Here is a 15919-nt window from a genome sequence, read left to right as displayed (position 1 = left end):
CCGTCAGGCGATCGACGCCTGTGGCGGGAGAGCGGCCTCCGGTTCGCCCCGGGAGGCGCGTCCGGCATTGATCACGTACGCGAGCGCGTACGGAGTGATCGCCAGGTAGAGGACGGCCTCGGTCACCACCACGTCCGTGATCAGGAAGATCTCCCACGGTGTCGGCCTCGGCAGGCCGAACGACCAGTCGGTCCAGGTGGTCAAGAGCCAGAGCGGCGCGGACACCCGATCGACGGTGTCGTACTGCGCCATACCGTCGATGATCGTGCCCGGTCCGGCGGGGATCTGGTTCACCACGGTGAGGACGACGGCCAGGTCGGCGGCGACGAGCGCACCGATGACGCCGAAGCACCATGCGGCGCGGACCCGGCCCCGTCCGGCGAGCGCGGCCGCGCCCCAGAGCACCAGCGTCAGGAAGGTCAGCCAGCTCAGCAGGCCGGGGGCGGCGCGGACCAGACCCTCGACGCTCATCGCGTACTCGATGCCGACGATGACGACACCGACCGGAAGCATGATGCCGAGCGCCGTACGCAGCGGCCCGGTCAGCGCGGAGCGGCGACCCCAGCGCGCCGCGAACCGGGCCAGGAGCACCGCCAGCCCGGCCGTCATCGCCGTCCAGAGCGGCATCTGCGCCCGCGTCCACCAGGCGAAGGCGGTGAGCAGAAGCTGGCTCACCACGACGTTCATCACGATCCCGCTGATCACCACGATGGCCACGCCGCCGAACGGGGCGAGCAGCAGCGCGGCCGCGGTCCGGCCGACCGGTCCGCGTACCGGCTGCCGGCCGGCGAGCGGGCCGTCGGTCCTGCTCAGCGCGAGGCTCGCCGCGAAGCGCAACATCCGCAGTCGCCGCCGCCGCGTGGCGAGGACGTGCAGCTCGGCGCTCCACTCCCGCCGCAGGTCGTCGCGGAGCGCGGCCGGCCAACGCCGCGCGGCCGCGTCCAGCAGGGCGTCGGCGAGCCGGCGGGTCACCACGCGGCCGCGCCCCTCGGCTCGGCGTTCCCCCGGGCCGGCCGCGCGTCCCGGTTGAGGGCGTGCAGCTCGGCGAGGGCCTGGCGGGCGGCGGTGGCTCCTTCTGCGGTGAGCCGGTAGTAGCGGCGCGCGGGCCGGCCCTCGGTGGCGGGGTCGATCGTCTCCCAGTCGGCCTCGACCCAGTGGGCGCGCTGAAGCCGGTGCAGCACGGGGTAGACGGTGCCGCTGGGCAGGCCGGTCAGCTTCATGAGATCCAGCCCGTACCGCTCTGCGTCGGGCTCGGCCAGCAGGGCCGAGAGCACTTTCACCACCGGAAGCGTCAACCGCACCCGGGCAACTATATCGGTTGTCTACATAGGGTGTTCCCCCCCATCCGAACCGCCGGCCGGCCGGCATGTGTGATGGGCGTCACAGCACGGCGCGATAGGCCGATGGACGTCGGCTCCGACCAGTTGATGAGCGGACGGTGCCGCCCGAGGAGAGGAACGACAATGACGAAGGTTCCGAGCATGGGGTTCGACGGCTGGTGCGACGAGATCCTCACCCAGACGCGGTTGCTGGCCGCGCACCTGCCCGGCACCGACCTCCGCACGCCGGTGCCGTCCTGCCCCGGCTGGACGGTCGGCCAACTGGTGCGGCACGTCGGCGCGGGACACCGCTGGGCGGAGGAGACCGTACGCACCAAGGCCGCGTCACCGCTGCCCGACACCGAGCTGCGCGAGCTCTCCGGGCACGTGGACGGCGACCCGGCGACTCTCGGACCGTGGCTCGCCGAGGGCGCCGCCCGGCTCACCGAGGCGCTGCGCACGACCGGGCCGCAGACCGAGGTCTGGACGCCGATTCCGGGCCGGACGGACGCGGCCTTCTACGCCCGCCGGTTCGCGCACGAGACCCTGGTGCACCGCGCCGACGCCGCACTGGCGTTGGGCGTGCCATTCACCGCCGATCAGGAGGTCGCGGCGGATGCGCTCGACGAGTGGATGGAGCTGGACACGCTGCCGGTCATGCTGGAGATCAAGCCCGAGCGGCGGGAGCTGCTCGGGCCGGGGCGCACCCTGCACCTGCACGCCGTGGACACCGCGCCAGATCTAGCGGCGGAGTGGCTGGTCGACCTCACCGGCGAGGTCGTCACCTGGCGGCGCGCGCACGAGAAGGCCGCAGTCGCCGTGTGCGGCCCGCTCATCGAGCTGCTGCTCACGGTCTATGGACGCCGGCCGCTCGGGGACGGCACGGTGCAGGTCATCGGCGACCGCGAGCTGCTGGAATCCTGGCTGGCCAAGGTCAGCTTCGGCTGAGTGCCGCCAGATCCTCAGGCGTGCCTGGCGGCGGACCGCCGACCGGCGGCTCGGATGACGTCGCGGTAGACGGCGAGGGCGGGCTTGGCCCGGTAGGTGTCCGTGACGATCCCCAACGTTCCGGTGGGCTGGGTGGAACCGCTGTCGGCATCGCGCAGGCTGAACAACTCGTACTGGGCGATGTTCAGCGACTCGGCAGCGGCGAGGATGGCGTCGAGCATGTCCGACAGCGAGTCGCACTGCGCCTGCTCGGTGCGCGGCGCCCCGCTCGGGCTGCCGTTCTCCGCGATGTGGATCGGGACGCTGGGCGGGATGTGAGCGCGAGGCAGCGAACGGCTGCGCAGGTGGTGGAGAGCGTGCGTGGTGAGCGACGCGGTGTCCCCGGGGGTGCCGCGTGGAGCGACGGGTGAGAAGGCGTCCGGGTAGAGCCCCAGGCCGACGTAGTCGACGTGGGCCGCGAAGTCCTGGTAAGGCAGGGCCGACAGGCGCCGCCAGAACTCGTCGTCGCCGCCCAACCACTCCGCCGGTTCGGCGACGGAGAAGCCGACCCGTACGTCGTGCAGGCCCCGCCGGTCCAGCGCGCCGCGCGCGTACGGGAGACCGAGGGTCAGGGCCTCGACGACGCCCGGGGCGCTTCCGTCGATGAGTGGGATGGGGAAGTTCGGCTCAAGCGTCACCTGGAGAAACCGCGTCAGATGACCGTAGCGCTCGATCACCGTGTCGAGGAAGGCCAGCCAGCCGGGCACGTCGGCGACCGCCGGAAGGTAGCTGACCACGAGATCCAACTCGCGGCGGTCCTGGACGTACCACTCGTCGGGCATCGTCAGCTGGACGAGTTCCTTGTCGGCTCCGAGTGAGGTCACGACATCCGGCGCGGTCGCGTCGCCGAAGAAGTGCACGTACTCGCGGATGACGAAGGGTCTGCCGTCCGCCAGCATCTCCACCAGATCGCTGGTCGCGACCGGGTCGGGCGGCCGCGAGCAGAGTGTCCCCACCCGACCACCGGGATAGATCCCGAATTTCACGCGTCGGTCCCCTTCACCTCGTCGGGCTGCCGCCCGGCCAGTCGATGTCGTGTGATCGGATCCGCCGCACCAGCGTCCTGGCCCAGGCGACTTCGGCGGCGACGACGGCGCGCCAGTAGGCCACTTCGAGCATGTGCACCTCGAGCACGCCGTGCGGCTCTGCCCGCAGGGCCGCCAGCTCGTGGTCGAGCCGGTCGGCGCGCTCCTCCAGCACGGACGCGGCCAGGTCGGCCGGGAGGATCGCGACGTACGCGACGGCCATGACGAAGTCCAGGGAGGCCACCGCGGTGTCACGCAGCCCCGCCTCGACCCGCTGACGGAACTCCGCCACACCCGCCTCGGTCAGCTCGTACGTCGTACGTGGCGGCCGGTTTCCCGACCGCTCGGCAGGGCGCGCAGAGAGCAGACCGGCCCGGTCGAGCGCTTTCAGCAGGGAGGTCACCGTGCTGCGGGTGACTGACACCTGCGCATAGCGCTCGTGGAGGCGCCTCGTGAGGTCGTAGGCGTGTGCCGGCTGCTCGACGAGGAGGCCGAGCATCGGCAGCACCAGGCTGTTCCGTGTGGCGTCCAGAGGCACCGATCCAACCTATAGACGTATACGTCTAATCGCAAGAGCGGAGATCGGCATCGACAGCTGTCCTAAGCAGAGGGTGCCAATCGGCGACAGATGCCCGGTGACGTACGTCACTCGACTGTCTAGCTTGAATCGATGGAGACCGCTTTCCCGGTCGTCACCACGCGTGGACAGGGAGACACCGCATGAAGCTCACGCTCGTCCGAAGATATCGCGGCCTCACGATGACAGTGGCGGTCGCGCTGCTGGCCACGGTCGCTCTCACCGCCTCCTCGGCACCACGGCCCGTAGCGGAGGTGTCGCTCTCCACCAACACCCCCACCGGGCCGATGGAGCTGCCCGACGAGTGGATGACCGCCCAACGGATGAGCGACGGCAGCACCGAGCTCTCCACCGCCAAGTACGCCAGCGCCCGCGGCGAGGCCGTGAAGGTCGCCGGTCACACCCGCAAGGCGTACCGCCACCTGGCCGAACGGAAATGGCACTTCTTCGGGCCCAGCAACATCGGCGGCCGGGTGGTCGACATCGCCCTCGACCCGCACGTGCCCGACCAGGTCTTCATCGCCGCCGCCTCCGGCGGCATCTGGCGCTCCAGCGACGCCGGCGCCACGTTCGAGACGGCATGGCCGGACGGCTGGACGCAGAGCATGGGCGCAGTCGCGATGACCAGCAAGGGCGTCCTGCTCGCCGGCACCGGCGAGGCGCAACCCGGCGGCGGCTCGATCACCTTCGGCGGCGACGGCATCTACCGCTCCACCGACCGCGGCAAGAGCTGGCGCTACGTCGGCCTGCGAGGCAGTCACGCCATCGCCCGCTTCGCGATCGACCCCGGCAACGAGAACCGGATCTTCGCCGCCGCCGCGGGCAACCTCTTCGTGCCCGGCGGCGAGCGGGGCGTCTACCTCTCCGAGAACGCCGGAAAGAGCTGGCGACGGGTACTCGCGCCACCGAACGCCACCACCGGCGCGACCGAGGTCGTCATCGACCCGAGCAACCCCCGCCGGGTGTACGCCGCGATGTGGGACCACCTGCGCGAGCCGCACCAGCGCACGTACGGCGGCCCCGGCTCCAGTCTCTGGCGCTCCGACAACGGCGGCCGTACCTGGCAGCGGATGACGACCGGACTGCCCACCGACGCCGACCAGGGCCGGTGGGGCCTCGCCCTCGCGCCCAACGACCCGCAGCGGCTCTACGCCTACGTCGGCACGGCACTCGGCCCGTTCCGCGCGTTCTACCGCTCCGACGACGGCGGAGACAGCTGGACCCAGACGCCGGTCACCGCCGGCCAGGCCTCCCAGTCCACCTTCAGCTGGTGGTTCGGCAAGCTCTTCGTCGACCCCACCAACGCCGACCACGTCTTCCTCACCGGCGTGAACCTGATGCGCTCCACCGACGGCGCGCAGAGCTTCAGCTCGGTGGGCGGAGTGCACGCCGACCAGCACACGATGCGCTGGGATCCGAAGGTGCCCGACCGGGTCTACCTCGGCAACGACGGTGGCTTCTACCGGTCGCAGGCCAACGGCGCGAGCGGCTGGGTGAAGTCCACCTACGAGCCGTACACGCAGTTCTACACCGTCGACGTCGCCGAGACCGACCCGGTGCTGAAGGTGGGCGGCGCGCAGGACAACGGCTGCAACCGCGGCTACACCGGCGTCGGTGGGCCGTGGACCGCGATCGGCTGCGGCGACGGACTCCAGGTGATCATCCACCCGGAGCAGTCGAACATCGTCTTCGGGTGCAGCCAGTACGGCTCCTGCTACCGCTCGGAGAACTCCGGCGCCGCCCCGCGCCAGACCATCGGCGCCGGGCAGACCACCTCCGACCGACGCAACTGGCTCACGCCGCTGCAGTTCGACCCCACCGACCCGAACGTCATGTACTACGCCGGCAACATCGTCAACCGGTCCACCGACAACGGCCGCACCTGGACGCCGATCAGCCCCGACCTCACCGGCGGCGGCCCCAACGACCCGTCCGGCTACCCGTGGGGCACCATCACCACGATCGCCGCGGCGCCCACCGACGGGAACAAGCTCTACGTCGGCACGGACGACGGACGGCTCTGGTGGACCGACGACCTCGGCGGCACCTGGCACCAGGTGAACCCGGGGCAGCTGCCCGGCACCTGGGTGACCCGGGTGGCGGTGCACCCGACCGACGAGAACATCGCCTACGCCACCTTCTCCGGCTTCCGCTCCGGCAGCGATCGCGCCCACGTGATGATCACCCGCGACGGCGGGTCCACCTGGCGCGACATCGGACGGGGCCTGCCGGACGCGCCGGTCAACTTCGTCGAGCCGACCACCGACGGTCTGCTGCTCGTCGGCACCGACGTCGGGGTGTTCATGTCGGCGTGGAACGGCGGCGAGTGGGCGGCACTCGGCGCCAACCTGCCCCAGGCCGCCGTGATGTACCTGCGCTACCACGAGACCAGCCGGCAACTGACCGCGGCCACGTTCGGCCGAGGCGTCCACGACCTCACCGTCCCGAAGTGCCCCGCGGCGTCGACCCGGCTGCCGCTGAAGCCCACCGGGGTCGGCGTGGTCGGTGCGCTCGCCTCCTGTCGCAAGGGCTGACCGCACGCCGGACGGATCGACCGGCCGTAACGACAGTGCGGCCCCGGCACATCGTGCCGGGGCCGCACCGCGTACGCGAGGACGGTCAGTCGGCCTTGTATGCCCGGATGATCGTCTGGTCGATGCCGCTACCACCGCTGGCACCGGCCTTCACCCGCAGGGAGACGGCCTGACCCGCCGCGGGAGCCGGCAGCTCGACGCGGTACGCGTCGTCGTGGCGGCTGGCCCGGGCCACCTGCCACGTCTTGCCGTCGTCGGTCGACGTCCACACCTGGAAGGAGGTCACCTTCTGCGTGGGCACGCCCTTGGTCTGCCGGACGGTGAACTCGCCGGTGCCACCGGTGAGGTGGTTCCCGGCGTCCATCGGCAGCGCGTAGTCGACCGCGAGCAGCGGCAACGGCACGCTTCCCGTGCCGGTCGGGCCGGCCGAGCGGAACGTCCAGGAGGTGTTGACCTTCGTCGAGATGGGCAGGATCAGGCTCGTGTCGAGGTCGAAGGTCACCCGGTAGTCCGCCGCCTGCTGCGGCACCGTGAAGTCGGCCCGCGAGGCGTTGCGCTCCTCGACCAGCTTGCCATCGCGGTAGAGCGACAGCTTCCGGTTCAGGCCGATGCCGCCACCCTGGAGGCAGTCGGCACGCCCGTGCTGGTCGGTGAGCATGGCCAGGTCGACGTGCAGGTTGCCCCGCGTCCGCGACGGCGCGGTGGCGCACGTCTGTGCGTCGCCCTTGTTCACGATCCCGTCGACCCAGTCGGAGTGCAGCGGCTGCCGCGCCCAGACCTTGGAATCCCGGCTACCGGGCTGGTAGCTGCGCACCTGCTCCTGGGCGGGCAGGCCGCCGTAGACGGCCTCGTCCATGTAGAGGTAGCCCGGCGACAGGTAGGAGGTGCGGTTCGTCGGCAGGTCGAAGTTGCGGAGCTGGGTCAGGTACACCCCGTCGGGCGCGAACATGGCACGCCGCAGCGAGGTGTACATCTCCGGCGAGTCCATCTGGTTGAACCGCTCGTCGACGCGGGCGAGCTTGGCCTGCTCGGCCTTGCTCACCCGGTACGTCGGGTCGGCCGGAACACCGCCGGTGTACTCGTGGGCCAGATCGTAGGCGTACGGGTCCGCCGTGCCCTGCGGTGACTGGAGGAAGAAGGCGGAGTACGCCCGCAGCGAGCCGATGCTCGGCTTGCGCAGCGGCGACACCGAGACCTTCGCCCCGCCGCCGAGGCCGGTGACGCTGTTCCACCAGAACTGGCCGTTCTTCGCGGCCTGCTGGTAGATGAACGAGGCGAGGATCGGCGTGGTGGGCGCCCCGTCGACGATCGCCGTCACCGGCCGGGCCGTCGCCGGGTCGAGGGTGATGCTCCGGTTGCCGCGGATCGCCACGTCGGTGTCTCCGACGTACGCCCCCGCCTGCGCGTCGGTGGCCGGGTCGTACGAGGTGTACGCGGCGGTGACCGCGTACCGTCCCTCCGCGACCCGCACCGTCACCGACTCGCCCTGCGCGAAGAACGCGCCGCCCGCGGAGATGAGTGGGTCGTCGAGGTTGGTCACCAGGACGCCGACGTAGCTGTCCGCGCCCTCCGGCACGTCGGCCATCGGCTTGGTGTTCACCGTCAGGTCGAAGCTGCGCGGCTCGACGTAGAAGCTGACCGGCGTGGTGGCGACCGGCTTGTGCCCGGCGGCCCGGGCGGTGACGGTGGCGAGGTAGTAGCCCGGCTTGCCGGCCAGGGCGGCACGGTTGATCCGCAGCGTGGTGCCGGCGGTGGAGCCGCGCTTGACCTTCACCTTGTTCGCGGTGAGGGTTACCGCACCGCGCGGCGCGACGGTTCCGTCGTGGTTGACGGCGGTCACGTCGAGGTCGAGGTTGACCGTGGCCGGCGTGCTGTCGCCGGTCCAGGTCAGCGTCGTCGCGGCGGTGCCGGACTGCGGGTAGCCGAAGGTGCCGAGGTCGACCGTCGGCTGATCGCTGGTCGGGCCGGAGAGCGCCCGCTCGGCGTTGAGCCGGCCGGCGCCGACGGCGTACGGGTCGACGGCGGTCATCGGGTCGGCGGCGCCGACGAGCGCGGCCTTGAGCCGGTCGGCCTTCCAGTCCGGGTGCCGCTGGACCAGCAGCGCGGCCGCGCCGGCCGTGTGCGGGGCGGCCATCGACGTGCCCGTGAGGCCCTCGTAGTACTGGTCGATCGGGTCCTGCAGGTTCGTGCCCGCGGCCCGGGCGGCCACGATGTCGACGCCCGGCGCCACGACCTCCGGCTTCGCCACGGACGTGTCGACGAGCGGCCCGCGGCTGGAGAAGACCGCCAGCTCGCCGTCGCGGTCGACCGCACCGACGGTCAGCGCCGTCGCGGCCGATCCCGGCGCGGAGATCGCGCCGCCGTTGTTCCCGGAGGAGATCACGAAGAGCGCGCCGGTCTTGCGGCTGGCCGCGTCGACGGCGAGCGCGAGCGGGTCGCTGCCGTCGTCGGCGGACTCGCCACCGAGGCTCATGTTGATCACGTCCGCGCGCTCCGCCGCCCACTCGACGGCCCGGATGATCTGCGAGTCGTCGCCGAATCCGTTGTCGTCGAGGACCTTGCCGATCACGAGCTGGGCGTCGGGCGCGACCCCACGCCGCTGCCCGTGGGCCGCGGCGCCGGTGCCGGCGATGGTGGACGCGGTGTGCGTTCCGTGGCCGTTGTGGTCGACGGCGTCGCCGCCCTCGACGGTGAAGTCGGCCTTCTCCACCACGCGACCGGCGAGGTCGGGGTGGGCGAAGTCGGCGCCGGTGTCGAGCACCGCGACGCGCACACCCTTGCCCGTGTACCCCGCCTTCCAGGCGTCGGGCGCGCCGATCTGCTCCAGGTTCCAGTCGAGGTCGCTGCCGTGCTGCTTGCCGGCGATCGGCGCGACGCCGGTGGGCCGGGTGGTGCTCAGGCCGGTGGCGCGGACCTTGCGGTCCAGCCACACCTTCTTCGCCCCCGCCAGCAACGAGTTCGTCGCCAGCTTCGCCGTCGCCTCGCTCTTCTTGGGCACGTGTCCGGCGACCGCCTCGATGAGCGGTAGCTGCTGCACGTCGGCGAGCGCGGCCACCCGGGCGGCCTTCACGGCCGGCTGCACGATCACCGGCAGCGTCGTGGTGCTCTCGTCGTCGTAGCCCTCGGCGATCAGCGTGGTCACGTCGAACAGGTCCGGATCGAGAATCGCGCCGATCTTCGACGCGACGCTCGCCGGAGTGATGTGCAGGTGGCCGTCGGGGCCACACGACTGGTGGAACACCGCGTTCGGCTTCGCGGGCTGCACGGACGCCTGCGGGCACCCGGAGCCGTTGCTTCGTACGGTCACCACGTCGCCGGTCAGCAGCGTGATCGTGTGGGTCGTCCCGCCGGCGTCGGCTCTCACCGCGCTCGACGCGGCGAAGTGGCCGGGTTCGGCTGACGCCGGCCCGCCCGGCACCGCGCCGAGCGCCGTCGCTGTCACCGCGGCGGCCACCAGCCAGCGTGTTCTTCTGAGCATGTCGCTCCTCACAGGATTAGTCGCCACTTCTCGCTCAAGGGGGGTCGAGAAGTTGATCACACGCTAATCCTGGGGGAATTCGGCGGGAAGACGGGGTACGCAGCCGGTCGTGTGAGGTGATCGGTCCTGGTGGTGGCGGCCTCGGACGTGATACGGCCAGGAAAAGTCAGGGCAGATCGCACCAGCACGCACGATGCCGGACAGGCGACGGCCGCGGCGCCCGAGGGAGCGCCGCGGCCGTCGTGGTACGGCTGTGGTCACCTGCGCGGCAGGACCGCCTTACCCTTGCGGTAGTTGTTGCCCTTGCCGTCCGGACGGTAGTTCTTCTCCACGTTCCCGGCGGCGTCGACGGAGAACCAGTGGACCTCCGTGCCGGCCCGGACGGTCAGCGTCTCGCCGCCCTCCCGGATGCCGGCCGAACCGTAGAGCGTGGAATCGTACGTCGGCTTGGCGCCGTCGAGGGTGTAGAAGACCGCCGCCGGCTCGGAGACGTCGAACGTCACGTTCACCATGCCCGGGCTGGAGCTCGGTGCGACGTTCATGGTGCTCTCCGGGCGCTTCTTGTCCGAGTCGAAGTCCCGCGCGACCCGCATCAGCTCGACCAGTCCGTTGGAGAACTCCATCGCCTCGGCGTGCGCCTCGTCCCACTCCGGCTGGAAGGACGTGCCGACCTCGAAGTTCCAGGCGTAGATGCCGTACTTGTACCAGAGCATGTCGCCGGAGTTGCCCGCCGCCGAGTAGAGCACGTCGGAGATCGGGCCGGTGCGGGCCGGGGTGACCGCCATGTTCCGGTGCTGCTTGATCGCGGTGAGGATCCGCGAGGAGGCGCCCCAGAAGAACGACTCGTCGGCGAGCGACGGGCGCGGCGCCGAGGTGCGGTCCGGCAACGCGTACGCGCCCGGCGACCACATGAAGTAGTTGCCCGACGAGTGCAGGTTCATCGAGAACTTGATGTTCGGCCGGGAGGCCAGCCAGTCGAGGTTCCGGTTCTCCGGCTCCGACAGCTCGCTCGGGCCGGCGTAGGTGCCGCTGGTGCAGCTCGACGAGGCGCCCGAGTAGCCGTCGAAGAGGCTGTACTCGGTGTAGTTGCGGTTGTTGTCCACGCCCCAGGAGTCCCGGCCGAGGAAGTCGGCCGCCCCGGTCGTCGGGCAGTGGTTGGTCATGTTCTTGCGCTGGGAGTTGAAGTCGTAGAACGAGTAGTGGCCGCCGTCCGGGTTGATCGACGGGGCGATCCAGATGTCCAGGTCGTTCAGGAGCTGCTTGGTCCGGCCGTCGTGGTCGTAGTTGCGCAGCAGCCGCTCGGCGGTCTCGATGGTGACCAGCGGCGGCACCCACTCGCGGGCGTGCTCCTGGGCGTACGCGAGCACGCCCAGCTTCGAGCCGTCGCGGTGCTTGCCGATCCGGATCGCGTACACCGGGTGCGGGTCGCGGGAGACCGAGGCGGGGGCGCTCAGGTCGTCGGTGAGCTGGGTCCGCGGCGCGGAGACGACCACGCCGTCGCCCGGGCTGCCCCGGTAGGTGTACGCCCGCACCAGCGTCCCGGCGTTGGCGTTCAGCGCCGCCGCCACCTGCGCCGCGGTGCTGATCACCGCGCCCGTACCGTCGGTGGCGAGGTTGACGCGGATCGCGTTGCCCGTCACGGTCACGCCCAGCGCGGCGTTACCGGCGCCCGGGTCGGCCAGCTCGACGGAGACGTCGTTGCCACCTTCGTGACCCCAGGCGAGCGAGTCCACCGCGACCCGGCTGGCGTTGGCGGCGCCGAGCACCGCCTGGGCGTGCCGACGGTAGCCGTTGGTCTTGTACGGGAGCTCGACGACCTCGGCCAGCTTCGGGAACTCGGCGGCGAGCTGCTGGATCCGCGCGTACAGCTCGGTCGGCGTCTGATAGCTGGTGACGAAGTCCTTCTGGTAGCCCGGCCCCTCCGGGTCGGTCCGCGGCGTGGGCAGCCACTCCCGCACCTTCGCGACGGCGACGTCGCCGGCGGGGCTGGTGATCCGGACGTACTGCGGGCGGCTGGTCACCGCCGCGGCGCCCCGGTGGTAGAGGTAGACGCCAGCGTCGACGAAGCGGGAGATGGTCTGGGTGCCGCCCGAGCCGATGGCGGTGCCCGGCCCGCTGTCCCGCTCGACGGTGAGCGTGTTCGTGGCGGTCTGGCCCTGCGCCCACTTCGCCTCGACGGAGAGGACCTGGCCGGTGCCGGAGGTGTAGTAGTCCGCGCGGATGATCTTGACGTCGGAGGCGTCTGGCGCGGTCGGGTCGGCGGCGGTGGCGGCGAACTCCCGGTTCTCCGACCGGTGCTCGGCGATGGTCGCCTCGCGCTCCGCGACGCGGTCACGGGCGTCCGCCGGACGGTGCAGCACCTCACCGAGGGTGAAGCCCGCGGCGGTCAACCGGTCGGCCTCGCTCGGCGTGATCACGGCCTGCGCGACGACGCCGGTCTCCGTGCGTTCGACGTGGTGGTCCAGGTCGACGCCGGTGGCGACGAGCGCGTCCAGCTCCGCGGTGCCGTCGAGCAGCACCTCGACGACGCTCGCCTGCTGCCCGGCGATCGGGTCGGCCTCGGCGGGGGCGGTGGCCTGTGGCGTGACCGCCGAGGCCGGGCCGACCAGCAGTACGACTGCCGTCGCCGCGGCCAGGGCCACCGGTACGGGAAGGCGGCGTCGCCACCTCGGGGACATTGGGTACGGCAATGTTCTCTGCCCTTCTGGCTGTTCGGCCGGGAGGCCGAAGGTGATTGCCGAGGGGCACGCCCGGGGTGCGCGGCTCCATCCGGCGAGTCGGGCGCGGCCGTTGCGGTGACCAGGCGCACGACGGTGATCGGGAAAGGTGGTGGGGAAAGCCGACCGCCGGGGTGGACGCCGCGCATCGCCGAATGTGCGACAGCGTCACGGGTTGGTGATGACGTGGTGGCGGTCGGTGAACTGGGATCATCCTCAGCGCCGCAACAGGTTCTGTCAATCCCTCGGCGGGACCGTCGAGTTCGGACCGACGGCGGTGTACGTCAGCGGTGCGCGGTCCCGTCCTCCTCGAGGGTCCTGGCCATCCACGCCTCGTTGGAGACCGAGATGATCCGCTCCGACTCGGCCACGAACGCGTCGTCGTCGGACCAGCCGGCCCCGTCACGCCGCAGCCGCCCGAGCCGGGTCAACTGGTCGGCCGTGCGGGCGTACTCGATCTGGTGGGCCTCGAACTGCTGGGCCGCGCCGTAGCCGACCAGCGCCGTGGTCACCGTGGCGACCACCCCCACCCAGGCGGCCAGCCCGAGACCGTCACCGAGCACCCCGACCACGCCGGAGAGCACCGCCCCGACGACGGTCAGCGCGGTGGTCGCCAGCCGGATCCGGGCCGCCCGACGGGCCATCTGCCGCGCGCCGGGAAGGTAGTACGCCTCCACCTGCTGCACCAGGCGGTGCGTCAGGTACGAGTCGACGCCCGCGACCGTCGGCAGCTGTCGACGGAGGAGCGGCAGATCCACCGTCAGCCCGACGAGGTCACCCACGTCGTCGACCAGGGCGTCGAGCCGGCGCAGCAGCACGACGTCCCGCTCGGGCCCGGAGAACGGCGCCACCCGGGCCAGGTGACGGTAGACGTCGGCCTTGAGCGCCTCGGAGACCGACCGCAGCCGGGTCCACGCCTGTACCGCCTCCCGCCCGGTCGCCCGGGCCGCCACCGGGACCAGCGCCAGCGCCACGGCGGCGAGCACCGCGAGGACGCGACTCACGCCGGCCTGCACCCCGCCGAACTGGGCGGCGGCGGTCCCAGCGACGGCCGCCGCGATGGTCAACCCGGCGACCGCGCGACGGCCTCGGATGATCCGACCCTGCGCCCGCCCGGCCGCCCGCGACCAGACTCCCTGCTGCTGCCAGACCGCGTCGACGGCGGTCGGCGCATCGACATCCGCCACGCCCGCATCGTAGGGCAACAACGCCGGGGGCGGGCCGGCCCGACGGCGGGCGGCCGGGCCGCCTCAACGCTCCCCGTGCCGGTTCACCCGACGGTTGACGGCGAGGAGGTACTCCTTCCGGTCGCCGGGATCCGGGGCGTCGCGCGGACGCCGGGGCGGTTCGCCCCGGACCGGCCGGTGATGGTCGAAGGTGGACTCGAAGATCCCCTCTCCCCTGGTCAACGCGGGCAGCCGGCGCTCCACGGCGTGCACCTGCCGCGCCGGGACCACGCCCGTCACAACTGCCGAGCCGTCCTGGGCCGCCGTGCTGTGCGGCACCGCGTCCAGCCGGGCCAGCACGGGCAGCACGGCGGCGAGGAGATCGCCCGGGGCCTCCAGCCGAAACCGGTGCATCGGCTCCTCGGCCCGGGTACCAGCTTCCCGCAACGCCGTCACCAGCACGAGCGGGGTCAGGTTCCGGAAGTCGCCCGCCGTGCTGGACATGCTCTTGTCGAAGGTGCCGTGGGCGTGGCTCTGCCGAGCCCAGTAACCGGCGTGCGTCATGGTGACAACGCAGTCGAGGACCTGCCAGCCGTACAGGCCCTGGCGCAGCGTCTCCCGTACGGTCTCCTCGACCGCGGCGAAGAAGGCCGGAGGCATCGAGCCGAGTTCGACGCCGAGCCGGAACACGGTCCCGCTGCCGGGCCTGCCCGCCGCGACCCGCAGCCCCACGGTGGCCAGGAACGGGTTGGGCTCCACGCCGATCAGTTCGACCGCCGCTCCTGTGCCGCGCAGCCGTTCGACGTGCACGGTCGTCGTCTCCCGGAACGTGACCACCAGGCCGTACTCGTCGGCGAGGGTCGCCCCGACGACCTCCTTCTGCACCTCGCCGTAGAGCGACACGGCGATCTCCCGCCGGCTGGCGTCCCGCCGAACGTTGATCAGCGGATCCTGCTCGGCCAGCTCGCTGAGGGCGTCGTGCAGGGCCGCCCGGTCCGAAGCCCGCTCGGGCACCACGACGGTCTCCAGGCTGGGCAGGGCGAAGTGCCGGGCCGGCGCACCGGGGCGTGCGACGCCGACCGGATCGCCGATCCGGACGTCGCCCAGGCCGCGCAGCAGGGCGATCCGTCCGGCGTCGACGGCGTCGACGGGTACCGTCGAACCTCGGTCGAACACCTGGATCCCCGTCACCGTGGCGACCCGCTCGCCCACCGGCAGCCGGTCGCGGAGCCGGACCGTGCCGCCGAACATCCGCACGTAGGCGACCTTCTCGCCGGACGGAGTCCGTTCGATCTTGAACACCGTGCCCGACGCCGGGGCGTCCGCGTCGGGCCCGGCCACCGGCAGCAGTTCGGTGAGACCGCCGATCAGCGCCGCCACCCCGGCCCCGGTGATCGCGGAGCCGGCGAAGACCGGGTGCACGACTGCTCGTCGGCTCTGGTCCGCGAGCGCGGCGCGCAGCCGCGGACCGGTGAGGCGACCCTCGTCCTCGACGTACTCCGCGAGCAGCCGGTCGTCGCCTGCGCTGAGCAGGTCGCGCAGTCGCCGGACGAGCCGCGGGTCGCCGTCGCGGTGGGGCACGAAATCCGCCTCACGGGTGCCCGCCGCCCGCACCCGACCCGTCGCCACCACCGACGGCGTCAGCCGGTCCGCGATGTCACGCAGCACCCGGTCGGGCTCCGCGCCGGACCGGTCGATCTTGTTGATGAAGAGCACTGTCGGCAGGCGCAGGCGCTGGAGCGTACGCATCAGCACCCGGGTCTGCGCCTGGACTCCTTCGACGGCGGAGACCACGAGCACCACGCCGTCGAGCAGGTCCAGGACGCGTTCCACCTCGGCGATGAAGTCCGGGTGGCCGGGCGTGTCGATGAGGTTGACCGTCACGTCGTCGACGACGAACGAGACGACGGCGGAACGGATGGTGATCCCGCGCCGTCGCTCCAGCGCCAGGCTGTCGGTACGGGTCGTGCCGTCGTCGACGCTGCCGAGTTCGTCGATGACGCCGACGGTGTGCAGCAGGCGTTCGGTCAGGCTGGTCTTGCCGGCGTCAACATGCGCCAGGATCCCGACGTTGAGAGTTGTCACGAAGCGTCATGTCCTTCGGGTCGATGAGCAT

General features: G+C 71.8%; 10 protein-coding genes. 2 read left to right on the top strand and 8 right to left on the bottom strand.

Annotated features, from left to right (window positions below; all coding sequences use genetic code 11):
- Positions 1–3: 3 nt before the first annotated feature.
- Positions 4–975 carry a hypothetical protein gene (locus tag D7044_RS23830; RefSeq protein WP_233565101.1) on the bottom strand — a complete coding sequence of 324 codons (972 nt, stop codon included), beginning with the start codon at positions 973–975 and terminating at the stop codon, positions 4–6.
- Positions 969–1301, bottom strand: coding sequence for a PadR family transcriptional regulator (locus D7044_RS23825; RefSeq protein ID WP_120681951.1), 333 nt, complete (start codon positions 1299–1301; stop codon positions 969–971). Before D7044_RS23825 ends, D7044_RS23830 begins: the two co-directional genes overlap by 7 nt.
- Positions 1302–1463: 162 nt before the next feature.
- Here D7044_RS23825 and D7044_RS23820 point away from each other — a divergent pair, with 162 nt between their 5' ends.
- Positions 1464–2267 (top strand): maleylpyruvate isomerase family mycothiol-dependent enzyme, encoded by an 804-nt coding sequence (locus tag D7044_RS23820; RefSeq protein ID WP_120681949.1) that lies wholly within the window; start codon positions 1464–1466, stop codon positions 2265–2267.
- Positions 2268–2281: 14 nt separating this feature from the next.
- Here D7044_RS23820 and D7044_RS23815 read toward each other — a convergent pair whose 3' ends face one another.
- Complete coding sequence (locus tag D7044_RS23815) at positions 2282–3292, bottom strand: hypothetical protein (protein ID WP_120690251.1); 1011 nt, start codon at positions 3290–3292, stop codon at positions 2282–2284.
- A gap of 13 nt (positions 3293–3305) precedes the next feature.
- Positions 3306–3869, bottom strand: coding sequence for a PadR family transcriptional regulator (locus D7044_RS23810; RefSeq protein WP_120681945.1), 564 nt, complete (start codon positions 3867–3869; stop codon positions 3306–3308).
- 182 nt (positions 3870–4051) lie between these two features.
- Between D7044_RS23810 and D7044_RS23805 the strand changes: the two genes are divergently transcribed.
- Positions 4052–6442: a WD40/YVTN/BNR-like repeat-containing protein gene (locus D7044_RS23805; RefSeq protein ID WP_233565100.1), complete on the top strand. Its 2391-nt coding sequence runs from the start codon at positions 4052–4054 to the stop codon at positions 6440–6442.
- 85 nt (positions 6443–6527) lie between these two features.
- On the opposite strand, the gene D7044_RS23800 is transcribed toward D7044_RS23805, so the two are convergent.
- The 4 genes from D7044_RS23800 to D7044_RS23785 form a co-directional block, all read right to left on the bottom strand.
- Positions 6528–9920: a S8 family serine peptidase gene (locus D7044_RS23800; protein WP_120690249.1), complete on the bottom strand. Its 3393-nt coding sequence runs from the start codon at positions 9918–9920 to the stop codon at positions 6528–6530.
- 257 nt (positions 9921–10177) lie between these two features.
- On the bottom strand, positions 10178–12598 hold the full coding sequence (locus D7044_RS33315; RefSeq protein ID WP_120690248.1) for a M14 family metallopeptidase: 2421 nt from the start codon (positions 12596–12598) through the stop codon (positions 10178–10180).
- A 323-nt stretch (positions 12599–12921) separates the two neighbouring features.
- Positions 12922–13824: a DUF4231 domain-containing protein gene (locus tag D7044_RS23790; RefSeq protein WP_120690247.1), complete on the bottom strand. Its 903-nt coding sequence runs from the start codon at positions 13822–13824 to the stop codon at positions 12922–12924.
- 63 nt (positions 13825–13887) lie between these two features.
- Entirely contained in the window at positions 13888–15888 is a 2001-nt protein-coding gene (locus D7044_RS23785) for an elongation factor G (RefSeq protein ID WP_120690246.1), read from the bottom strand.
- Between the last annotated feature and the right edge of the window lie 31 nt (positions 15889–15919).

The sequence above is a fragment of the Micromonospora musae genome (assembly GCF_003626635.1).
In the GTDB taxonomy this organism is placed as follows: Bacteria; Actinomycetota; Actinomycetes; order Mycobacteriales; family Micromonosporaceae; genus Micromonospora; species Micromonospora musae.
Note: the sequence above shows the minus strand (reverse complement) of the source record. Positions and strands in the feature narration are given on the sequence as shown.

Excerpts from the sequence above, each read along its gene's own strand:
- D7044_RS23820 (WP_120681949.1), top strand. The coding sequence starts at position 1,464 with ATGACGAAGGTTCCGAGCATGGGGTTCGACGGCTGGTGCGACGAGATC.
- D7044_RS23805 (WP_233565100.1), top strand. The coding sequence starts at position 4,052 with ATGAAGCTCACGCTCGTCCGAAGATATCGCGGCCTCACGATGACAGTG.
- D7044_RS23800 (WP_120690249.1), bottom strand. The coding sequence starts at position 9,920 with ATGCTCAGAAGAACACGCTGGCTGGTGGCCGCCGCGGTGACAGCGACG.
- D7044_RS33315 (WP_120690248.1), bottom strand. The coding sequence starts at position 12,598 with ATGTCCCCGAGGTGGCGACGCCGCCTTCCCGTACCGGTGGCCCTGGCC.